This is a genomic window from Kamptonema sp. UHCC 0994 (assembly GCF_029167235.1).
GTDB lineage: Bacteria > Cyanobacteriota > Cyanobacteriia > Cyanobacteriales > Microcoleaceae > Kamptonema.
On the sequence record NZ_JARFTR010000141.1, the window covers coordinates 1 to 21,542 of the forward strand.

The 21,542-nt window shown below is 41.4% G+C and carries 20 protein-coding genes; 5 read left to right on the top strand and 15 right to left on the bottom strand.

Annotation, left to right across the window (positions count from 1 at the left end; translation table 11 throughout):
* Window positions 1-231: 231 nt before the first annotated feature.
* From PY364_RS13090 to PY364_RS13135, 10 genes are all read right to left on the bottom strand, one after another.
* Window positions 232-435 (bottom strand): hypothetical protein, encoded by a 204-nt coding sequence (locus tag PY364_RS13090; RefSeq protein ID WP_275523093.1) that lies wholly within the window; start codon window positions 433-435, stop codon window positions 232-234.
* A 104-nt stretch (window positions 436-539) separates the two neighbouring features.
* Window positions 540-887: a XisI protein gene (locus PY364_RS13095; RefSeq protein WP_275523095.1), complete on the bottom strand. Its 348-nt coding sequence runs from the start codon at window positions 885-887 to the stop codon at window positions 540-542.
* The gene (locus tag PY364_RS13100) at window positions 875-1,291 is read right to left on the bottom strand and encodes an element excision factor XisH family protein (protein WP_275523097.1); all 417 of its coding nucleotides are present in this window, start codon (window positions 1,289-1,291) and stop codon (window positions 875-877) included. The genes PY364_RS13095 and PY364_RS13100 overlap by 13 nt, the downstream gene beginning before the upstream one ends.
* 133 nt (window positions 1,292-1,424) lie before the next feature.
* Window positions 1,425-1,967, bottom strand: coding sequence for a helix-turn-helix transcriptional regulator (locus tag PY364_RS13105; RefSeq protein WP_275523099.1), 543 nt, complete (start codon window positions 1,965-1,967; stop codon window positions 1,425-1,427).
* A 268-nt stretch (window positions 1,968-2,235) separates the two neighbouring features.
* On the bottom strand, window positions 2,236-2,970 hold the full coding sequence (locus tag PY364_RS13110; protein ID WP_275523101.1) for a response regulator transcription factor: 735 nt from the start codon (window positions 2,968-2,970) through the stop codon (window positions 2,236-2,238).
* A 52-nt stretch (window positions 2,971-3,022) separates the two neighbouring features.
* Window positions 3,023-4,102, bottom strand: coding sequence for a hybrid sensor histidine kinase/response regulator (locus PY364_RS13115; protein WP_275523103.1), 1,080 nt, complete (start codon window positions 4,100-4,102; stop codon window positions 3,023-3,025).
* Entirely contained in the window at window positions 4,099-4,665 is a 567-nt protein-coding gene (locus tag PY364_RS13120; RefSeq protein WP_275523105.1) for a hypothetical protein, read from the bottom strand. The genes PY364_RS13115 and PY364_RS13120 overlap by 4 nt, the downstream gene beginning before the upstream one ends.
* Window positions 4,666-4,956: 291 nt before the next feature.
* Complete coding sequence (locus PY364_RS13125; RefSeq protein WP_275523107.1) at window positions 4,957-5,880, bottom strand: ParB/RepB/Spo0J family partition protein; 924 nt, start codon at window positions 5,878-5,880, stop codon at window positions 4,957-4,959.
* Window positions 5,870-6,631 carry a ParA family protein gene (locus PY364_RS13130; RefSeq protein ID WP_275523109.1) on the bottom strand — a complete coding sequence of 254 codons (762 nt, stop codon included), beginning with the start codon at window positions 6,629-6,631 and terminating at the stop codon, window positions 5,870-5,872. Before PY364_RS13130 ends, PY364_RS13125 begins: the two co-directional genes overlap by 11 nt.
* A 329-nt stretch (window positions 6,632-6,960) precedes the next feature.
* A complete protein-coding gene (locus PY364_RS13135; protein ID WP_275523111.1) occupies window positions 6,961-7,587 on the bottom strand; it encodes a hypothetical protein in 627 nt (208 codons plus the stop codon).
* 368 nt (window positions 7,588-7,955) lie between these two features.
* On the opposite strand from PY364_RS13135, the gene PY364_RS13140 reads away from it, so the two are divergent.
* Together PY364_RS13140 and PY364_RS13145 are read left to right on the top strand one after the other, a co-directional pair.
* Window positions 7,956-8,828, top strand: coding sequence for a hypothetical protein (locus PY364_RS13140; RefSeq protein ID WP_275523113.1), 873 nt, complete (start codon window positions 7,956-7,958; stop codon window positions 8,826-8,828).
* A gap of 114 nt (window positions 8,829-8,942) precedes the next feature.
* Window positions 8,943-9,512: a hypothetical protein gene (locus PY364_RS13145; protein WP_275523115.1), complete on the top strand. Its 570-nt coding sequence runs from the start codon at window positions 8,943-8,945 to the stop codon at window positions 9,510-9,512.
* Between the two features lie 105 nt (window positions 9,513-9,617).
* Here the strand turns inward: PY364_RS13145 and PY364_RS13150 are convergent, their stop codons facing one another.
* From PY364_RS13150 to PY364_RS13165, 4 genes are all read right to left on the bottom strand, one after another.
* Window positions 9,618-10,505: a helix-turn-helix domain-containing protein gene (locus PY364_RS13150; RefSeq protein WP_275523117.1), complete on the bottom strand. Its 888-nt coding sequence runs from the start codon at window positions 10,503-10,505 to the stop codon at window positions 9,618-9,620.
* A 709-nt stretch (window positions 10,506-11,214) separates the two neighbouring features.
* Window positions 11,215-11,343: a hypothetical protein gene (locus tag PY364_RS13155; RefSeq protein ID WP_275523120.1), complete on the bottom strand. Its 129-nt coding sequence runs from the start codon at window positions 11,341-11,343 to the stop codon at window positions 11,215-11,217.
* Between the two features lie 374 nt (window positions 11,344-11,717).
* A complete protein-coding gene (locus tag PY364_RS13160) occupies window positions 11,718-12,152 on the bottom strand; it encodes a hypothetical protein (RefSeq protein ID WP_007352772.1) in 435 nt (144 codons plus the stop codon).
* Window positions 12,153-12,448: 296 nt separating this feature from the next.
* Window positions 12,449-13,180, bottom strand: a complete 732-nt coding sequence (locus tag PY364_RS13165; RefSeq protein WP_275523122.1) for a hypothetical protein — start codon at window positions 13,178-13,180, stop codon at window positions 12,449-12,451.
* Between the two features lie 296 nt (window positions 13,181-13,476).
* Between PY364_RS13165 and PY364_RS13170 the strand changes: the two genes are divergently transcribed.
* The gene (locus tag PY364_RS13170; protein ID WP_275523124.1) at window positions 13,477-15,063 is read left to right on the top strand and encodes an AAA family ATPase; all 1,587 of its coding nucleotides are present in this window, start codon (window positions 13,477-13,479) and stop codon (window positions 15,061-15,063) included.
* A 292-nt stretch (window positions 15,064-15,355) separates the two neighbouring features.
* Here PY364_RS13170 and PY364_RS13175 read toward each other — a convergent pair whose 3' ends face one another.
* Entirely contained in the window at window positions 15,356-15,682 is a 327-nt protein-coding gene (locus tag PY364_RS13175; protein ID WP_275523126.1) for a DUF4359 domain-containing protein, read from the bottom strand.
* A 569-nt stretch (window positions 15,683-16,251) separates the two neighbouring features.
* On the opposite strand from PY364_RS13175, the gene PY364_RS13180 reads away from it, so the two are divergent.
* Both PY364_RS13180 and PY364_RS13185 read left to right on the top strand, forming a co-directional pair.
* The gene (locus PY364_RS13180; RefSeq protein WP_275523128.1) at window positions 16,252-17,604 is read left to right on the top strand and encodes an AAA-like domain-containing protein; all 1,353 of its coding nucleotides are present in this window, start codon (window positions 16,252-16,254) and stop codon (window positions 17,602-17,604) included.
* 4 nt (window positions 17,605-17,608) lie between these two features.
* Window positions 17,609-21,526, top strand: coding sequence for a Swt1 family HEPN domain-containing protein (locus PY364_RS13185; protein ID WP_275523130.1), 3,918 nt, complete (start codon window positions 17,609-17,611; stop codon window positions 21,524-21,526).
* Window positions 21,527-21,542 lie beyond the last annotated feature (16 nt).

The following is a 21,542-nucleotide window of genomic DNA, read 5'->3' on the forward strand; positions in this document are numbered from 1 at the left end:
TTAATAACAAGATTAAGTTGATTATTAGACAAAGCTATGGCTTTAAGACCTTTGATTATTTACGAGAAAAGTTATTAGCTTGCTTATTTAAATAAGCCGTGCTTATCACCACAGGTACGGGAGAGCCAAAATGGAATAGAGCACTCGCAACCTATAGGGGTCAGGTGCGAGCGCTCTTCACTTTTTTAATTGAAAATTTTTCGTTTTTATAGCGATCGCCCACATCCTCTCTTACCCCTTAATAGTCTCTGCTGTTTGACCTTTACCTTTACCTTGAAGTCTAGCCAGACGTTGCTCTCGCAGACCAGTTTCTACCATCGCAATTAATTCATCAAGCTGGAGTGTGAGCAAGTCGATTTGTTGGTTAACTTCGCGCCACCTAGCGACACTTTGCGCTCTTGTTTGGGGGTCGGGTATTTGGAGTTGTTGATTCATGGCAGATTCCAATTTTGTTTGGTTTCAGAAATGCTTGCCTCTACTGCGATCGCACTTGGGTAATTAGGCGCGATCGCCATTACAAAATGGTGGCTTTCCAGACACTATGCGATCGCATAGCCAGTATGTTCTCGGACTTGGGGAGGATGAAACGCTAGGACAATGCAATCTTTAGGTACTCCAGCAGCGACAAGTTCATCAGTAATGCCATCTTCAATCCCATCATAGTGAATCCAGATTTTGTCATTGCGAATTTCGGCATGAACGACACAGCCATGAACTCGTCGGTCATTTTCCCACCCTTCATGTACCAGCATAAAGTGGTTGCGATCGCGGCTGACAATCATATATGTAATCACATCACCATAACGGTAAGGAAGATCGGCATAATATTGAAGAATTTTCTCCAGAATCTCACGCCATTCGTCTAGGGGTTGATTTACAGTTTCCATTGGATGATTTCCTCACTTATGAAGTCAAAAACTATCATGCGGAAGTCAGGCTCTTCTAACAAAAGTTGTCCCGCTTCCTCTTGGAATAAAGTCTCAAAGGTGTTGCGACTAACAGCTAGATAAAGACGACGATCTGGCTCTCTTTTTTGGAGCGCTCTAGCATACAAAAAGAATTGTCCCCAGGCATTTTCGAGATCGTTGATGGGAGAAGGACTAAGAAAGCTTTTGATTTCGACAGCGATTTTTTCAGAATCTCGTTCAGCAGCAATCAGTTTTTCAGCCCCCAGATCGACAAAGGCGGATCGTCTCCCTATCTTGAGGATGAGCGGATCATCAGTAATTGTCCAACCGTCTTTGATGAGGGCGGTGCGGACATTATCATGGTAGAGGTCTTTGGCGGGCATGAAGTTTGTCCTGTTTAGGCTCCATCTGTGTCTATTCTATATTGCGAAATCTCCGACCTCTGGCTTATGGACAACTTTTTCTGATAGCACTAGGGAGATCGATACTTGAACAAAGAGCGCGATCGCCACTTTTTCATTGAACTTGCTCAACCATTTGTCGCTCTTGTGGGCTCATGGTACAATGACTGGAGAAAAGTAATTCTTCTTTAGTAACCGACGTTCTTCTTAGAGTATCTAAAGGAACTAAAAACTCACCTTTTTGAACTTGGATTTTCAGTGCATCAATTACAAATCTTACATCCAAAAAACTGGCATCTTCATAATCATTATCTTCATAACGTTTGATTTTTTCTTCCGTCAGTCCAGCTAAATCTGCCAATTCTTTTTGGCTTAGCTTAGCGGCCATGCGAGCTTTTATCAAGATTTGAGGTAAATAATGAATATCATCTAGTATTAGCACTATTGGAGTGTGGCGATCGTGAGATGTAAGCCTCTCATATTCAGCAATTTCTGCTTGTAAAGCCATCTGGTGAGATTGTTTGACATCGCAAGAAAGTTGCCACCCTTCGGGATCTTTTTTCTTCAGTTCCTCATCTTGTTCTAACGCCCTAATAGAATATGCAAATTTTTGGGCGCATTCTTGACTATATTCATACTCTTTTTCATTTTTAATCATGGGTTCCACCTCCCTAAATCAATGGCAATAATGCCTTTTCTATTTTGCTTTCTATCCCGCCCAAATAACTCAAATGTCCGGCTATTGAGCGTACCATATTGCGTAGGCTCACATCAGCGTTCGACCGCTCAACTGAACGCGAGGCGAACGTCTGAGCGTCTCCGCTCTAAGCCGTAGGACTTCGGCGCGATCGCAGTGGAACGTTAACGCTCGCGGGTTGCCTGCCAAACATCTCATCCCGAAGTCCGCTGACCTCGCTACCGTTCGCCTAGTCAACTAAACCAGCACGAAGGGCTCTAACAGCAGCTTGAGTGCGATCGTCGCAAAACAGCTTATTAAGGATGTTACGCACATGAGTTTTCACAGTACCGAGGGAAATGTATAGCTGCTTGCAGATTTCCTCATTGCTACAACCTTCTACAATCAACTCTATAACCTCTTTTTCTCGTTCTGTTAAAGGGTTCGCCATTAACAACTGACTGTACTCTGGCTCGACTCCATTGATTGACACAGTGGAAATAGTTGCTGAGTTAACAGCTTCCTTGAAAGGGTTATTCATGCGAGCCAAAACGATTCTAGCAATTGAAGAATCGATCCAGTTTTCGCCAGCGTTTGTCTCAATAACAGCTTCCACTAACTTTTCAAAACTGACATCTTTCATGCAGTAAGAGTCGGCTCCGGCTGCAAAAGCTGCCAGCACTGATTCCTCGTTATCCTGCATCGTTAAAATCAACACTTTCGGTTGGTTATCGACGCTTGGAGTTTGGGCAGTTTGTACGTATTCTTTGAACCTTTTTGTCAGTTCAATCCCATCTACTAACCCCGGTAGTCCGATATCAACGATCGCTACATCAGGCCGGGTTTTCTCCAGTAAAGTTATCCCTTGCAGGCCATTCGCCGCCTCTCCGATAAATTCGAGTTCTTCGCAGTCTTCTAAAGCTGCTTTGATTCCAGCCCTTGTCAGGTGATGGTCTTCAATTAAGGCAACACTAATTTTATTCATGGTTGGTTTAAAAAAAGGACAATTGTACTTAATCTGTATCCAAACAAGACTTTTAGAGCGAGATGGGGAGCCGTACAGTAAATGTGCTGCCTTGACCCACCATTGATGTCACGTTAATACTGCCAGAGTGGGCTTCTACAATCCGGCTTGACAAGTGCAGCCCCAAACCGCAGCCTGTTCTAGCATGGTTTCCCGTGCGGAATCGTTCAAACAGCGAAGCTTGTTCTGAGGCTCTGATGCCGGGGCCGGTGTCTTCTACACTAATGCTTACCGACTTAGCATCTGAACGGACAATGATTTTGACACAACCCAAATCGGTGAATTTAATGGCATTTCCGAGTAAGTTGGTGATGACTCGGCGGAGTTCCAGGCGATCGCCCTCAATCCGCAACGGTTGTGGGTCAGGCTCCTCGAAAGTTAGGACAAGTCCTTTATCAATAGCCACAGCCTCCAGTTCCTTGACGACTTCTTTGACCAGTTTTTTGAGGTCAAAGGGGGCGATCGCGAGGCTCTTGCAACCAGATTCAAATCGGTGAACTTCCAGTAAAGTATTGACTAACGAAAGCAAATTTTCGTTACTGTTGCTGATGGTGGCGATCGCCTCTATCGCTTTTTGGGGCAGTTCGCCGAATTTCCCTCGTTGAAGTAGGTTCAACATTCTATCAGCGCCCACTAGGGGAATCCGTAAGTCGTGGGTAAGACGAGCCACAAAATCCTCTCGTGCCTTTGTCATTTCCAGCATTGCATCTATGCTATGTTTGAGTCGCAGGAGGCTGCGGACGCGAGCCAATAATTCATTTACCTGGATGGGCTTGCAAACGAAATCATCAGCCCCCAAGTCGAGTCCATCTGCAATAGTCGTTGAGTTGTCAGCCGCAATTAACAGGATGGGGATAAAGGGAAGTTGAGGATTTGAGCGAATTCTGTAAGTCACTTCGTAACCGTCTACTTCTGGCATCATTACATCCAACAGGAGTAAATCTGGTGGCGACTTCTCAACTTGAGCTAAAGCCTCAAGTCCGCTTGATCTTGTGGTGACGCAGTAGCCTTCTTCTGAGAGGATTGCCTGCATAATAAATAAGTTGTCGGCTGCATCGTCAACGGCCAAGATTTTACTGGGTTTATCTCTCATTGTCCTGACTTCCTTTCACCCCTCCATCCAAAACTTACGAATGAGTCCATATCTTCTAAATCAGCCTTTTGACGGATAAAACTTAAAAATTGTCGATAATCTTGAACCTGCTTCGATTCTTCCAATTTTCGCTGCTTTCTGATTCGTAGCAAGTAGTCTTTGAGGCGAACGTACCGCCATCCTACTTGAATCCCCAACTCGTAGATTTGAGTGGCTTTAGGATTCGCGATTACTTTGAGTAAGGTTTGTGCGACGCTTGGCGAGTCGAAGTCAGAAATTGTTCTCCTGCTTTCTTTTCCATCGGTGTAACCTTTCCAAAACGCTTGACTGCTGGTTGAAGTATTGTGGATGGAAGTCTTGTACTCTTGCAGTATTGATTCCAGCCACTCTAAGTCTTGTTTTCTGTCGTTCGAGAGCGAATCGTTTGGCTGATACTTGTTCCAGGCTCGGGTAAAAGCGTTGAGAGACTTTTGAAAATTGGTCAAAAAATAGCCGGACAGGGTTTGATAGTTTGCTGGCAGTGAAAGTTGGCTGCGGTTTGAGAGAGTGTTAGTTTGTACCATATTTATCAACCTTCGCAAGACTTGGTTGGAGTTGGTATTTTTCGGGTTCAGTTCTAAGTGTTAATCTATCAACTACTAAGCTTGAGCTAGCTCTACCTAAAAGCTGATTTTTCCTTCACTGCTGCCAAGCTAATTTCTGATTTAAGGCAGAAGCTAGAATGCGGAGCTTTAATTCAGAATAAGTGTCAAGCGCTTCTGCCTTTGAATAGAATTATCACTTTTTTTGGCTGAACTTTTTATCTCAATTCGGGTTGTAGCCATTAGCTGGAATGTGGCATCGCTAAATTTTTCCTAATCTGCTAAGAGGGATTCTAGCTCTGTGAGAATTTTTTGGAGGCGCTTCTGCTTCTTTGGATCGCTCCAAACTTTTGACTTGTTCGCTTTTGTTAAAGCTCCCTTGATTTGGGTTTTCAGATTTTCGTCTGGTTTTTCTGCCGAAGTATCTGTCTTTAAATCTGCGATGCGTTCTTTAATTTGAGTTAAAGATAAACTTTCAGCGATCGCAGATTCCAGAAGCATTTTTCTGGCTGGCTCGTCTTTAACTTTGGCGATCGCTCGCGCCTTAGTGTACTCGATCTGACCCTGGCGCAGAGCTTCTTGAATGTCTGCTGGCAGCTTCAGCAATCCCAGTCTGTTGCTGACGAAAGACTCCCATGACATCCGCCCCAATTCGCTAAAAACCTTTACAACTATTTGCATTTCAGGATGAATGATAACGTTATCATTCATTCTCTGCACGTCATTTTGCATCCGGTAGAGCAGGTGTACCACCTCTTCTAGATCGTACTCAAGATGATGGGAGAGCAGTTGCAAAATCCCCTCTGTTTCTTCGACTGGGTTGAGGTCTTCCCGCTGGAGGTTCTCAACTAAGGCGACGCGCAAAGCTTGTTGTTCTGTCAAATCCCGAACGATAACAGGAACTTCTGTTAATCCTAATTCTTTAGCAGCCCGATAGCGTCTTTCCCCTGCTACTAGCTCGTATTTTTCCTCTCCCAAAGGACGAACTAATAAAGGTTGGAGAATTCCGTCAGTTTTTACTGACTCAACCAAAGCCTGCATTGCTTGGGAGTCGAAATATCGCCGGGGTTGAGAGGAGGCAATCTGGATGGACTCAACCGATAGAAGTCTCTCTGTTGGTTCTACCACTTCATCATCTCCAAATAAAACGCTCAAATTTGCCTTGCCTTTATAGGGTTGGTCATTCTTACTTGACATTGAGTTTCTCCATCTTGGCAGCTAGCTGGTCTAATATTTTGACGACGGGATTTTTAGGTTCGTAAACAGCAAGCGGGACTTGTTTCTCCGAAGCATCCGCAAAAGCAGTTATGCGGGGAATGGGGGTGTAAACGGGGGCGACGGTCGCAAACTGCTCGTTTATGGCTTTGAGAGTCCGCTTGTCCTGAGAGTTGGCAGCCGCGTAGCGTGAGGGAACAAAACCAGCTACCTGCAAAGAACGGTTGCCCTTCTTCTTGATTCTGGCTACTGTTTGTAACAACAGGTTGGTACCCTCAAAGGCTTTGTAGTGAGTCTCAACGGGGACTAAGACGTGAGTAGCGGCGATCAGGCTGATGTAGCTGAGCAACCCTAAACTGGGAGGGCAATCTATGAGGATGAATTCATAGTTGTCTTGAATGGGGGCGATCGCATCTTTGAGACGAATTTCCCGAAAATCCATGTTAACTAATTGAATTTCAGCGGCGCTGAGGTTGATGTTGGTAGGAGCCAAATCCATGCCGTGAATACCCGTGTGGATGGGCAGAGGCTCTTCATTGACAATGGCATCAAACACAGTTTTATCCAAGTTCTGAGAGTCAACGCCCATGAAGAGCGTCAGGGAACCTTGAGGATCGATATCGATGAGCAGAACTTTGCGACCGCGCTTAGATAATTGGTAGCCAAGATTGAGCGTGATTGTGGTTTTTCCGACACCGCCGGCTTGGTTGAATAGGGAGATGATCTTGGTCATAACTTGTGCTCCTGTAGCGTGCCGCCATAGTTTCCATGCTGCGTGCAAGAGGAGGTGGCGGTTAAAAATGTAAGCATAGTTCTATTCTTTTTGAAGTCTGGGGATATCTGCACTTTTTGCAGAAACTCTATCCTTTGACCGTTTTGTAGAAAAACTTATAGTTATAGTCTCATGTTAAGGTGATATTTTTTAAGGCGCATTCGGGATTTTTTTATTTTTTTCAGGCAACAGTGACAATGCCGTTGCTATAAAAAACAACGGCTATTGCGTAAGTCCTGGCTTAATTGTTCGCTTGAGAGCCTAATTTTCTGCCTGTTCTGTAAATACTCCTAAGCTCGCTTTTTGATGGGCTTGTAGGGATAAGGATAGTTGATTGTTAGTTTGATGGAGCCAGGAAGTACCTCTGGTTGATTAACAATGCAGTAAATGAGATATCCCGCCCGTTCCACTTCTGTCCAAGCGAGAGGCGAGAATTGGGCCGACTCACAAATTGCACGTTTAACCAGTCCCGGTCGGCTACGGTTCTCAAATAAAGCTTGTACGAACTGGGTGGGATTGGCTATGGCAGGAGACAAAAGCTTGGAGAATTTTCTAGGATGAACAGTCCGAAGATAATTGAGAGTAGCTTGTCCATTGAGTGCTTCAATTAAAGATGGGGAAATTTGCAAGTGCTGGAGCAGCAAGTTAATATCTTCGTCAGTATTGCTTACTGCCCATAAATTATTCTCGATCCATCCCCAAACTATCTGCTCAACCTCTTTAATTGTAGCTACAAGAAAGCGATTGCCTTTGTATGTAAATCCTGATACGTGAGGTAGTTGGGGAAGAGACCAATCGGCAAGGGCGCGATCGCTATCCAGTAGCAATAGGATGGATGCTAGTATGTGTCTCCTGCTATGCCGCAGGGGATCTGCGGGTATAGGCTGTCGAGAACTCTGTTGATGGTTAAATTGCATGGGAACGGCGTTCTCCGATTAACAGTAAAAGTTACTGATTTAAGCTAAAAGCTAAAGGCTGTAAACTCAATCCGCCGTCCTTCCTAATTTCCCACCTCAAAAGTCATCGGTAAAATTACTCTGGCGGACTATTGAAACGCGATTCAGATGCAGAAACTATAGTCCGATTGGTTGTTGTTTGTTCTAATTCCAGCTAGCTATAGCAATAGGCGTTTGTTCGACTACTTTTTGATACAACAAGTACCGCTTTAATGTGCTGTGCCTTGAGAACTAAAGTTAGTTACAACTGAAGGTGTACTGAGAATGACAAGAGTGCATGATAGGTTGATTGCTAAAAGATAGACGCACTTTTAGGTGGTGGCTGGCTTATGTTTTTAGGCACGATGCAGAGATTTTCTCCTGAGTATATTTTGAGGCTTAAACAAATAGGGTTAGCTTTTTTTGAGAAGATAGCAACTGACCGAGCAATAGCTGGAGAAACCCAAGATTTTTATCAGGGATTGCTGGCGGGATTGGATGGGGCAGTTAAGTTAATAGATGAAGAAGGCGGGGTACAAACACTTAGGCTTTTAGAAGCTAAAATAGCAACTTTTATTAATGAAGATGACTTACCTCAACAACCTCTAAGTGCGAGTTCAGTAGAAGGTGACTGTAAGCTATCCATTTCTAGGTTGCCTGTTAAATCCATTTCTCAACTTAGACAAATTGGAAGAGAAACCGATTACGAATCGGCTATAGAAAATTGTATCTGCATTGGCGAGACTCAAGATTTCTATCACGGTTGCCTCGCTGCTATTGATTTTGCCCTGTCCTTGGCTGGGGAGAAATATGCCTATGCTCAAATCAGTCTGGTAAAAACTAACGCCGCCAATTTCATCGAATTAAACAAAGATTGGGAGCGCCGAGTTCTTGAGCTTAAAGGATTATCATCCTTAAAGAGGCAAGATGGGCAACCAAAACAAAATTTGCTGGTTTGGCTGTCGCAAGTGGATGGTGACAATCAAGTTGGGACGTTGGTTAGTGAAGGAGAGGAGGATGAAGCTGATTCGCGATCGACAGAAGCGGGGGCTTTAGCTGAAATACAGGAGCAAGATTTAAAGAGCGATCGCTCTGATTCTAGCGAACTAATCGTACCTCTGGGTTTAAGCAATTTGGCTCTTTTGAAATCTCAGGAAAGTGAAGAGGGAGTCCGAGAACAGTTTACAGAAGAGGTAGTAAAGGTGGAAGAAGAGCGCTTATAGCGAGAGAATTTACTATCTAGGGCTTTATTAGATGGCTATCAACAGTTGAAGCTGGGGAAATGCAAGGTTATAGAAGATTGGACAGCATTTTTGGAGGAGGGTGAAGCAATTAGGGTGATTTCAGATCGAGACAGCCATATCGTGCTGCGGATTACTTTAGAGGGTGAAGTGCAAAGTGCTTTATCTTATGGCGATGCAAAGGTTTTGGGTGCAATTGTAAAAGAAAATTCTGAGGATTTGGGTAACTGGTTAAAGCCGATAATTCCGAACCCGCCAGCGGGCGATTTGAATGCTGATTCAGTACCGCCAGCAGCCACAATGGATATTCAGCAGGTAAAAATGGCTTTTGCTATTCTGCCAACTGCTCAAAGAGCTTTTGAGTATTTCCTCAATTATGCACGCGATCGCGTGGAAGAGACTGATGAGTACACTCGCGTTCGGGTAGGAGATTTGTACGATCTGATCGTGGAAGAGTCGGAGGGGGTTTCGGTGTCTTCTCTGACTGTTTTTGCGCAAGGAGAGTTAATCAAAGTTCGTGGAGAAGATTTGGTTTTAGCTCAGGGTATTTCCTCTGAAGATATTGATTTTTGGGCAGTGGTGGCAGAGGAGCTAGATCGGATAGAGGCTAGAAGTAGGGATTGGGAGCTAGCGGAACCAGATAGTGCAAGTGGTTTTCAGCGATGAATCGCTGGAAATATAATTTTTCAGGAACAGGGTTCAAAAATTTAACTAAAGATACCCTTATCTAACTGGCGAGAGTTACTTTTTTTTAGATATCATCATTTTTACTTATCTGTTTACTAACCAACCTCTCATTGCTTGATTAAGGTCTTCTATCTCAGAATGCGCATCAAAATTGGGAACAGCGATTGTGATTGGTCCTGTAAATGCTATTTCAAGAACTTTAGCAAAGGCAAAAGATAATGTTGCCGGAATAGGGAGGCGTTTTCTCATTGTCATTTCTTCCTTGGCGAAGTTGAGTAGAGTACGATAAAACTTTAGAAGTACTATATCTCCACTTTTCAAAGTAGGTTCAGCCAGCAAGTCATCCAAAACAAATTGGATTGAGACATACCGCTGTCGCGGTTCGAGGTCAGGCTCGATACTACTATCTTGTGCAAATTGGCAACCAGGAGCTAACTGTTTAGCAATTGCTAAGATGTTGGCATGAGAGTTTCCTAATTTTTGGCGACCGTAGCCATTAGTTTTATTCGGGTGCATAGGGCCTGAGGTGATGAGCCGACAAAAGTATCCTATTGCATGAATTAACTTTTGATTGCAGACCCCTTTGAAGAAATCACTTGAATAAGCTTCTCCCTCAAACCATTCTTGGTAAGTTGTTATAATTTGGTCACGGTGCGATACAGGTACTTCCTTATAAAGGAACTGAAGGAGAAAGGTCAGGGAAGCTGTGAAGCTAAAAGCTTGATGCAACCCTACAGTTCTGATTTCTTGTTCTTCTTCCATTTTTGAATCCTTTTTGATTGGTGTCAAATTGCCTAAGTCTAGTTCTGCTATCGTTTTTGCGTAAAGACCGGTACACTTCCGTTGGTCGGTTTCCCATCTCGCCACCGTCACCGCATCTACACACAGGCGTTCGGCAAACTGTGTTTGGGTTTTGCCCAGAGCGCGACGAATGCGCCTAATTTCTTCTGCTGAGAGATGATATTTGGACACAAAATTTTGTTAACCATTGGTACTTATAATAGCTTATTATATAACCATTGGTTAAGTCAAGAGGTTCTGGTAAACTCACAGGCAGCTTAATTCTTAATATCGTTCTGTCTTACCAAATACTCCTAACTCTAAATTTGTTTAAGTCCCGTTAACTATTGCCAGGAGTGGGTAGAGTCTATGATATGTTTGGTTCGCAATAAAAAGTTGTTTTATCAGAGGGGACTGAGAGTCATAGAGCTTATCCAGCAACCGATACGGCCTCGTTGTCGCCCCCTGAAGTTTCTAAGAAACTACGGTCAGTAATTTTATGACCATTAACCTTGGGCTTGTTGGGTAAAACTTGAAAGTTCCCAGTTTCGGCTTGTCGCTGTCTTCCAGATGCTGATCGTGTTGCAACTGAGGTTGAACACTATACTCGCTTCACTAATTTTTAATCCATCAGCTTGATGGCTTGAATAACGGCATGACGTAGGTCGTAGCTGTAGGGTTTGGGCATTTTGCGTGCGATCGCATGGATAGGGACTACTTCTAGTCTACGTCTTAACCGCCTTGGCGGTTGCTATAAAGAACTGCACCAACTGGAATGCGTCATGCGATGCTTCGCTCCATCGTACCCAAGGCTACCCTGTACACTAACAGGCTTGCTCCTGGCTTCGATATCGACTCATGCGAGCGATCGCACAGTTCTATAAAAGTCCAAACTGCCCCATCAAACTTTCTCGCCTTGGCTGTTGTCGTGTGCGATCGTGCCAGTCCTGCCTTCTAACAATTCCCATCGCAGTCTTGCAAAAACCATAAAAACCATAAATTGGTCAATTTCGTGCTCTTGTACGTACATTTGACATGGCTTGCTATGCGACTAACGTACTAACTACGAGGATTGAAGAGGATTTAGAAGGGTCTAAAATACAAAAAATCGTGCCAAAAGCAACAATTCTTTACAAAAATGATAAGTATTTATACTGATTGTGACCGAAAAAGTAGGAATTATGAGGTGTAATGAGTAATAACTATGCTGTTTTCTCCTCTTTTTTCCTCCTTTTTTAGCCCCCTAAAATTCACATCTAGGTCGAATATAGCTCTAACAAAATAAAATGCTCTCAATCCAAGGGTGGGCGGGTGGCAGGCAATAAGCTTCCCCACTCCTAAAATGAGGAGTAGGGAAGCTGCCCTTAACGGGCAATTTTTGATATTCTTAGTTACTCAAGCGACTCAATCCAAATCATCAATGTCGTCGTCAGCAACATCCACTTCTTCATGCACACTTTGCGAGCTTGAAGCGACTCCGCTGCTCTGACGGGCGAGCCGTTGATTGCGAATGCCCCGATGCTTGGCGCGGCGATCGCGGATTGCATCCATATCGGTCAATCCGTATAAAATGCGACCAGCACGCATCAATTCCTTTAAAGGTGTCTCGCTGTAGTCAGCGCGAAATTGGGCATTATGTGTCTCCCAATCAAATTGGCCACCGTTAAAGCGAGCAACACTTGCCAGTTCTCGACCTGATTCTTCCCTCAAAACTTCTAGTACCATTAGGCGAAGTTTATCGTTGTAACTAATGCACTTGTCGAGCGCTTTTATCTGAGTCTTATGAGCTTTAGCGGTATTGGCTGCATTAGTCTTTTGAACTTTTTCAGTAACTCTCATTTCTCAAATTTCCTGAATTCAAGTTTGTTCATATACACAGCAGCAATCGCTGCCTCTTTAAGTTCAATTATTGGGCTTAACTTTTCTCAAAAGCATTAATTGCTGTGTTTAAAATTAATTAAATTGAAATAAATTAAAAGTTTAAATATTCGTATTAAAGTCGAACATCGTTTAAAATATTAACAATATGAAGAAAATAAAAACTCTACTCTACCGTTTTTTGGGAGAGCAGAGTTTTACATATTTGACAATAGCGATGGTGAAGAAAGCTGTAAAATTTGAGCGATGGTGAAAGATTACTCTAAATCTTCATCTTCGTCCTCATCTTCATCAGCATCATCTTCTTCATCTTCTTCCTCGGTATCGAAATCATCTTCGCTGTCTTCGTCCAAGTCTTTTTCTGATTCATCTGTTTCCTCATCTTCATCAGCATCAAGTTCATCTTCCAAGTCATCCACATCATCATCTTCATCATCCGATTCATCCTGCTTGTTATAGCTGTTGCGCTTAGCAAGCGATTCTTGATTGAATTTGACGAGACCTTTAATTGCTTCTTGCGGGTCAATCTCGAAAACGTCGTACAGTTTGGCCATCACAAGAGCAATGACTTCGATATCGTGGCGCAGTGCATCAGGTTGACCGAATAAAGCTGGAAACACTTCATTATTCCACCGCTGCCAGTTCATCGTTTTGCCACGTTTTTTCAACTGGGCAGCAATATCCAAACCAAGTTTTTCTTTGGTAGCGTGACCCACCTTAGTTTGGAGGCGTTTTTCGCGCAGTTGAATTTTGACTCCAAACTTTTTCAGAATGGTAGTTCGCACGCGGCCTAGAAGTGCGTCGGCTTGCTCTTCTACTGTTGCCACTGGGCGACGGCTAACCTGTGATTGGGTAGCTGTCGCTGGACTTTTTAACTTAGCAGCATGGTTGTTGAGCGTTGCCGAAGTACCACCATTGCTTTTGCCATTCAAAGTCCCCGCTCCGTTGGATGAGCGAGAGTTATGGTTTTTAGCTGTTGTTGTAGCCATGAAGTTTGATTTTATTAAACTAATTCACGGCTAACAGCGCCGTTAGGCGCTCTCAAATTACACTATTTTTATAATAGTTTTTAATCATATTTACTGCTATTAAAATCATAAATTGATATAGGTAATTATTTGCAATCAGCCGAAATAAATAATTATACAGATTCAGTAAATCAAGTAAATAATTCATAAGAATTAAGGCGAGGTTTGACTAATGTAGAACTATTGGCTGATGGCAACGCTCGACCGTAGCCTATTAATGAGAAGAGAACAGTTGAATATTTCTTATCGTTGAATTTATGCGTATCCTCAATGACTGGCTCAGTTTGGCACAAACAGGCATTAAGATTGTCGGACTGGAGTATTACACGGCTGACCGGATTGGAGTGTTAGCACAGTTTCACAATTGGGGGCAGGAACTACATTTACCCGTGTTTTTTTGGAACTCTGGGTACAGTTGCTTGCAGGAAATTGTGACTTGTGACGGGCAGTGTATCTTACAAAATACTGACCTGCACCCTGATGCTGACGTGGTTAAGTTCCTATTAGAAAGTAGGAGAGAGGGAATTTACATTCTCGAAGGAGTGCTAGATTTTGACGAATCGGGTCAGGTGAGTTCGCGCTTGGGGTTTCAACTGGCAAATGCTTACTATCACTCATCTTGGTCTGCGGCTCGTCAGTTTTTGGTGGTACTGGAAAACTACATACAACTGCCGATGAACTTGCAGCCATTGATTCCCGTACTGACGACTCCATTACCGTCTCGTGTTGCAACGCAAAGGGTGGTAGAGTTGTTTTGCGATCGCCATCCTGAGTTTGGTGACAAAAGTAACGAGATATTGCAAGCAGAAGTGGTTCGAGCTTGCCAGGGGTTGCCCCAAGGTGAGATCGAGTTAATTTTAGAGCGATCGCTAGCTTTTGCTTCTAGCTATGAGGAAATGGCGCGGTTTGTGCTCGACCATAAGGTTAATAAGCTACGGGGGCGAGGCCTAGAGTTTATTGCCGAGGCAGATGTGCCGGATGCAGGTGGTTTAGACTTGCTAGACGAGTCGCTGTCAAAGGTGGCTTCGTTGTTGAGTCCAGAAGCAGAGAAATACGGATTGAAATTTCCCAAGGGAATGATTCTCTGGGGGCCGCCGGGTACGGGTAAAAGTCTGAGTGCTAAACTTGCGGCTAAGAAGATGGGAGTACCGCTGTTGGCGGCTGATTGGGGTTCGATTGTCGGTTCTTCCAAACCAGATTTAGCTTTGCGCGAACTGCTGGAACTGACTCAGGCTTTAAGTCCTACAATTCTGTATTGGGATGATTTTGATAAAGGCTTTGCAGGGTGGGATTCCAATGCCGATGGCGGTGTTTCTAGGCGTTTATCGGGGAAGCTTTTAACGTGGATGCAAGAGCATCAATACCCAATTTATATCGTGGCGACAGTTAACCGTTTGGGGATGTTACCACCGGAATTAATTCGTCGCTTTGATGATATTTTCTTTGTGGATTTGCCTCACGAAGGGGCAATGTATGAGATTTTCAATCTTCATCTCAAAAAATATTTTCCTGAGTTTCGTAATGCTTCTGAGTCGCCTTGGACGGATGATGAGTGGCGGATTTTGTTGAGGGATTACAGGCTTTGTACGCCCGCAGAAGTTGGTAATGCTGTGAGAAAATGTGCTGAGGAAATTTACTATCGCGATCGGCTACAAGGGAAACAGCCTGATGAATTGAAGGTGACTTTGCAGGACTTGCGACATCAGCGCTATCAGTTTACGCCGTCGATGCTGCGGGATGAAGAGCAGATTCTAGCGATTCGCAATCAAGCGACTTATGCTCGCTCGGCTAGTGGGCCGGATCGATCGCGTTTTTCTATTCCACTACAGGAATTGTTTGGTTAGTGTAGATAAGAAATATAGTTTTGTACTAAAAAATGCGACTTTTAGTTCTAAAATCCTTGATTCTAAAGCATTCTTCTCTAGCATTCGACTGATCACTCACGACGAAGTTTCCAATCTAAGCAAGCGTGTTTAGCCCCGAGAAAGGCGAAGCATTATTAAAACAAAACATTGGTTTATGGTCGATAATTTATTGCTCGAATGCTTCGCCCTTACAATAATTTTTATATATTGTCATTCATAAAGCAGAATTTTATCTACTCTAAGAACAACAATAAAGCATTTTTACCATTGGTTAAAAAATGCTAAAAAACAAACCTACTAAACCAATAGTCTGTTTTTCCAAACCGTAAAAATCTGTAGTGTAGGTGCTAAACAATAAAAAATTGTGTCTACGACTGTAGCTATTGAGCATTCCCATAGTCATCGCAGGGGGTAGAGTATTCAGAGTCGCACAAGAAATCTTTATTGAAACTGAAAGGTCTTGTTGATCGCAGGCAGAATCTTTCAATTCCCATACCACGTGTTCGACATAAGCTTCCTTACTTGGGTTAGTTATAGCCATTAACCCTATTACCATTGCAACGGAAATAAACCAACGTCTTTTGATTGTAGTTTTCATAATTACCTCACTCGAACAAATTATTGACATCTATCTTTAATTTAGGCTGAAATCCATTTATTGATTTCATCAAAACAAGGATTTTTTTATTTATTTATACATCTAAACTGAAGTTTCCTGGGGAAAAATAATGTAATCCTTTCATAGAGAGGATTTCAGCTATTTTAAAAATTCCCTGACTGGATAGCAAACACTAAGGTGGTTGGGATGTTCTGAGTTCCACCACCAAATCCCTGATTCTACTCCCTTCTTCGTAAACATCAACATAGCTAAGGGATTGCAGTAATCATAGCGATCGCTCCCCTAATTTTTGTTGTCAATAAACCTGTCAATAAGTTGCCACCTTTTTCGGGTCATGGAGTCTAAAGGCTTTACTCATAAGGGTTTGATAGGTGTTCTCCCCCCGTCAGCACTCTGACAATTTAATCGCTACAACTCTTGATGTATAAATGATGAATTCAAAAACAGATTTGAAAAATTAAAATGCTTGACAAATAACAAACAATAGATAAAAATGTAATAATCTATCTATATCTAATAGTCAGTTAATTATTTTCTGGTAAAAAACTATGGATGATAATTCTCGCAATCCTTCCCAGTTGAAAGATCGCATCAAACAATTAAGTGCTGATGATCAACAATGGTTTGAAGTTTTAGCCCAGTATCTGATTCAGAAAGGATGGACTGCTGAATTTCCTGTGAGTAAATTTTTAACAATATTGGAGACTAATAAACTTCATTTTTCCGATCAAAACAAACCAAGACGGTTTTTGGATGACCTGGCAAAAAATGGACTGATTCAGATTCAACGTGGGAACTGTAAACGAGGCAATATAATTACTCTTAAATTCTATATGTACAGAGGGCCTTCTTTAGAAGGATGCGTTCCCCTAGACAATCCTCTTTATATCAAGAGAAGTACAGACTCTCTTTGCGAATCTTATTTAGAGCAAAGCATGAAACTGGGGAGAACGGCTGCTTTTCTGAAGATAAAGGCTGCCAAACACACTGGTAAAACATCTTTATTGATCCGATTAAAAGACTATGCTAAAAATAAAGGATGGTCTGTGGGTTATATTGATTTAGAAAGTAGTCAATTTTCCCAAAATAATCAACAATTATTTGATCAGGTAGACAGCTTTTTAGATCGATTTAGAGAAATGGTTTATCAGGTCTATCAAATAGAGGGGAGTTCCAGATCTAATCTACTAGATAGATTAACATCTGGTGTCCGATGTACAAGTTACTTAGAACAGCAAGTTTTTACAACGAGCAAAAAACCTCAACTATTATTAATTGATGGTATTGATCAGATTTATGGTCAAGAAGTCCAAGATGAATTTCTCTGGTTATTGCGGACTTGGTATGAGGAAAAAATGAAAAATTTGCATGGACAAACCATTAAATGGCCGAGTATTGTCATTGCTTATTCTACAGAACCCTATTCCAAGTCTAATTTTAGAGAATCCCCTTTACAGAATGTCGGTACATCCATAGACTTAGATGATTTTACAGCAGATCACCTATTAGGATTATCGGAAATTTATGGTTTAGAATGGTGTGAAGGAGTAGAAAATGCCAATAAACTTATGAACTTACTAGACGGACATCCTTATCTGGTGAATTTGGCACTTTATGATATGGCTATTCATAATATCAACATAGATGATTTTCAAATCCAGGCAACTTTACCCCCCTATAAACCTTTTAATAACCATCTACGAAGATATTTAGATATTTTGAACGAAAATGAAGATTTAAAACAATGCTTTCTTAAAATTATTAAAGGTGAAACGGCACAATTTAATGACTTGACACCCGAAAACTTAGCCAAGTTAGGCTTGATTAAATTTGACTCAGGTAAACCCAAAGTTCGCTGTGAACTTTATAATATTTACTTTAAAAATCATTTAGGAGTATAGAGTGATGCAACTTGATAACTATTTTTCTTGGAAAGGTGGAACTTTAGAAGATGATCAAACTTATGTTGAAAGAAAGGCTGATCAAGACTTATACAATTTTAGCCAAATTATTCATCGAGGAAGGCGAGTTTGTTTCGTACTTGCACCCCGACAAACGGGGAAATCAAGCTTAATGAACCGTACTGTTAACCGTCTTCGTCAGGAAAATATTGCCTGTGTTATGGTTAATCTTCATGGTTTAGGAAAAGTTAATCAGGAAGAAGATTTTTGGTTGACTCTTTTGTACAGAATATGTGTTACTAGACCCAACTCAGAAACTTTAGCATCCCAACTGTTAGAATTTTGGGAAAACCATAAAAGATTGCTACCGAGTGAAGTTTTTACTCTTTTTTTGGTGGATGTAATTTTATCTAACTTAACAGAAAGTAAACTCGTAATTTTCCTAGATGAAGTTCAATCTCTGATTCGTTGGAACTTACAAGATACATTCATCAGATATATTAGAGCAATTTCTGATAATGTTGAGAATCCTGCTCTTGGCAAGTTGAGTTTTGTTTTACTCGGAGTCGCAAAACCTTCAGAATTTACCCAAGATAGTGATGCGAATCTCAATCTAGGAACCAAAACAGAACTCGATTATTTATCAGGAGATTGTCTTCCCCTGCAAAAAGGATTAGAACCTATTACCTCCGAACCCAAACAGTTAAAACAGTTAATAGATAAAATTTTATACTGGACAGGAGGTCAAGCATTTTTAACCCAGTTTGCTTGTCAATTATTAATTGAGAACTTGCGTCCGCCTTTAAGTAATAATCCCGATCGAGATGTTGATTCCATAATTAATAAATATTGGTTAAAACAATGGAGAGATAATGATCCCCAATACCATTTTCAAGGAATAGAAAATTTATTTCTCAAAATAAATTCTGAGCAAATCTCTAAAAAACTTCAAGTTTTAACGCTTTATGAAAAGATTTTAAATCAAGACAAGATTAACTTTAAAGCTAGTGATGAAAATCAAGCGGATTTGCTAATGTCTGGATTAGTGGTTAAGTGCTACGGTGGGCTAGTGGCTCAATTAAAAATTGCTAATCCAATTTATCAGCAAATATTTAATTATGAGTGGATTGATGAAATTAGAGAAAAACTAGCTGGGGGGACTGTACAAACAAACGATGAACTAGAGGAGGGGATAGAAGATGACAAAATTGAGGGATTAGAAAATTCTGCCCTTGTCAAGAAAGGTCTGAAAGTCTTGGCGAAAAGTCTTAGCCTCTTTGTTGATAAACAAATGTCTAAATCTCTAGGAAAAGGATGGAGAAATATTCCTGAAGTTAGAACAATCATTCGTCCTGCTGAAGATCGGTCTCCTATCACGGTTCTCGACTCTCAAAAACTACTGAAATTGATTGCTAATAACTGGAAGAGTGTTTTCAGCCAAGTATTGAGTATCAAACATCAAAACTGGGTTTACGAACTCCTTACAACCCGAAATGAAGAAGCTCACGAAGTTGAATTTGATGACAAAATGACTGAACGAGCGCTAGATACAATGGAGTGTTTGCTTAGAGCAATCGGGGCGACGGATGAAGCCGCTGTAATTGATGGAATAAAGATGAATAAATTTCCTCGAATGATGAAAACCTCACATTCCCATATCCTAAAAGATGCGATAAAGTATGAAGAGAAACCGAATACAACCACAGATAAACAGGATAATTATTTTATGGATAGAGCTATTCGCATCGCTAGTATTATAGAAAAACGTCAACCACAGGCAAAAAAAGCTCGTTCTATTATTGCCAATCTGCAATCTATGGATTCACAGTTGGCTAAAATGGAAGCCTATCGCAATCGAATTTTAACTCAAATTGACGATATTCCTGTGATTGAGAAACTACGGGTGCTGCAATTTGATGGATTGAAAGACAAAGTTAAGCAAATTATTCAAGTCCTAGAAAAGTTAGATAAACGATTTTCTCGTAAGACTTTAACCATTGCTTTTGTCGGTCGTGCTGGACAGGGAAAAAGTCGTTTTATTCAAGCTTTAACGGGACTAACTGCTGTTGAAGTTCCCGACGGAAGTATGAACAATTGTACGGGGGTGCGTGTTACTATTTCTCATTCTTTAGACCGAGCTACTTTTGGGGAAGTATACTTTCACACAGAAGCCTCATTCTTAGAAGATAATATTTACCCCTACTATGACTTTTTAGACTTAGGAACTAAACCCAAAAAATTTTCAGAATTTATTAATAAACCCCTTCCTGAGTTGAAACTCCAAACCTCAGAAGCCAAGGCACTCTACGATCATTTGAACAAGTGTTATGCTCATCACAGTAGTTACAGCAGTTTACTACAAGAGTCATCACCGAAACAGATTTCACGAGAAGAAATTAGAAAATATGTGGCTCAAACTGATGAAGCTAATCACAAAACTTCTTTTAATTATCTAGCGGTGCAAGAAGTCAAAATCTTCTGTGAATTTCCCTATCATGATGTGGGTCAAATTTCATTAATTGATTTACCAGGATTAGGAGATACCGTATTAGGAGATAGACAAAGACTTCGTAAAAGTCTCGGACAAGATGTGGATTTAGCTCTGTTTATTTATATGCCAGGAAATAGAATTCTTCAAGAAGAGGACTATAAACTTTATGATACCGCTAGTTCTGCCTTAACTGAATTACCGATTAAGAAATGGTCGTTTATGGTTCTTAATCGAGTTGATAATCCCAAACCAGGGATAGCAGAAAATGGCATACACTGTGAAGAAACCAAAACTCGAATTGAGACTGAAGGACGGATTCAAGTTGCTCGTTGTCTGATTGCTAATTGTGATAAAAAAGATGAAGCTGCCGGGGTTTTAAACCAAGTTCTCGACTATTTAGAAACCCATATTTTAGACCTAGATGGAGAATATGCTGCCATTGTTAATCGGGAGTTAAAACAACTGCAAACCGAAATTAGTTCTTTCTTAGAAAAAGCTCGCCACGCTTTCGTTGCTAGTCCTAAATCTGGGAGTGAAGTTGCAATTTTCAGAGATTTATTTACCGAGTTTGATAACTCGATGGCAGAAGGATTACTGACATTGGTTAAAGAGCTACGCCCCGAACAATTGGATGCCTCTAGCAATAAAAAAGATGCTGAATTCTTTGCCACAGTTATTGATTCATTGATTAACAAATGTAATCAAGATGCCGGAATTCCTTCACAGGAAGAAATCAGAAAAATGTACTTTAGAGCAGGTGTCGGTGCAACCTGGGGCGGGATTTTTCGTGCCTGTTTAAATGTTCTAAGAACGCATTTAAGAACACACTTTAGATCGGCAGATAATGGCTTAAAAGAGTATGTAGATCAAGCTAAAGTTAAAGTAGCAGATATTTTTACCGAAACCAGTCTAGGAAACTTAACTTCTGCTAGAGGCACAGAATTTCTTGAGTTTATGGCAACAGAAATTCCGGCACATTATGAAGTTCTCCAAGCAGCATTTCAGAGCCTTGTATCTTTTGAAATGTCATACCGTTCCAATTTTCAACACAGAATTCTTAAGGCATTAGAACAACTTGATCCAGAGCAGCAAGGAAACGTCTTTTCAGAGGCGGGTAAAACAGAGGAGGAACTTCTTAAGGTAATCCATCAAGTGCTGACCGTTTTTCATCGAAATACAGTTTGTGCTTGTCGAGAAGCACTAGAAAAATTTGAGGGAGAACCCAGTTTAGCTGCGTTTGCAGTGATTGATGAATTTGTGGATGAAGTGGTTCGCTCTAAGGATGTGGACAAGCAATGGGAAGACTTTATGAGAGAGAGAAGTTCAGAAATTTGGCCGAATAAATTTGGGCAACAAGTGGGTTTAGAAAAGCGAGAATGGGAACAATTAGTTGAACAAGCAATGACGGCTAATAAAGTAGAATTGATTTAGCGATTGCTACTGTTAA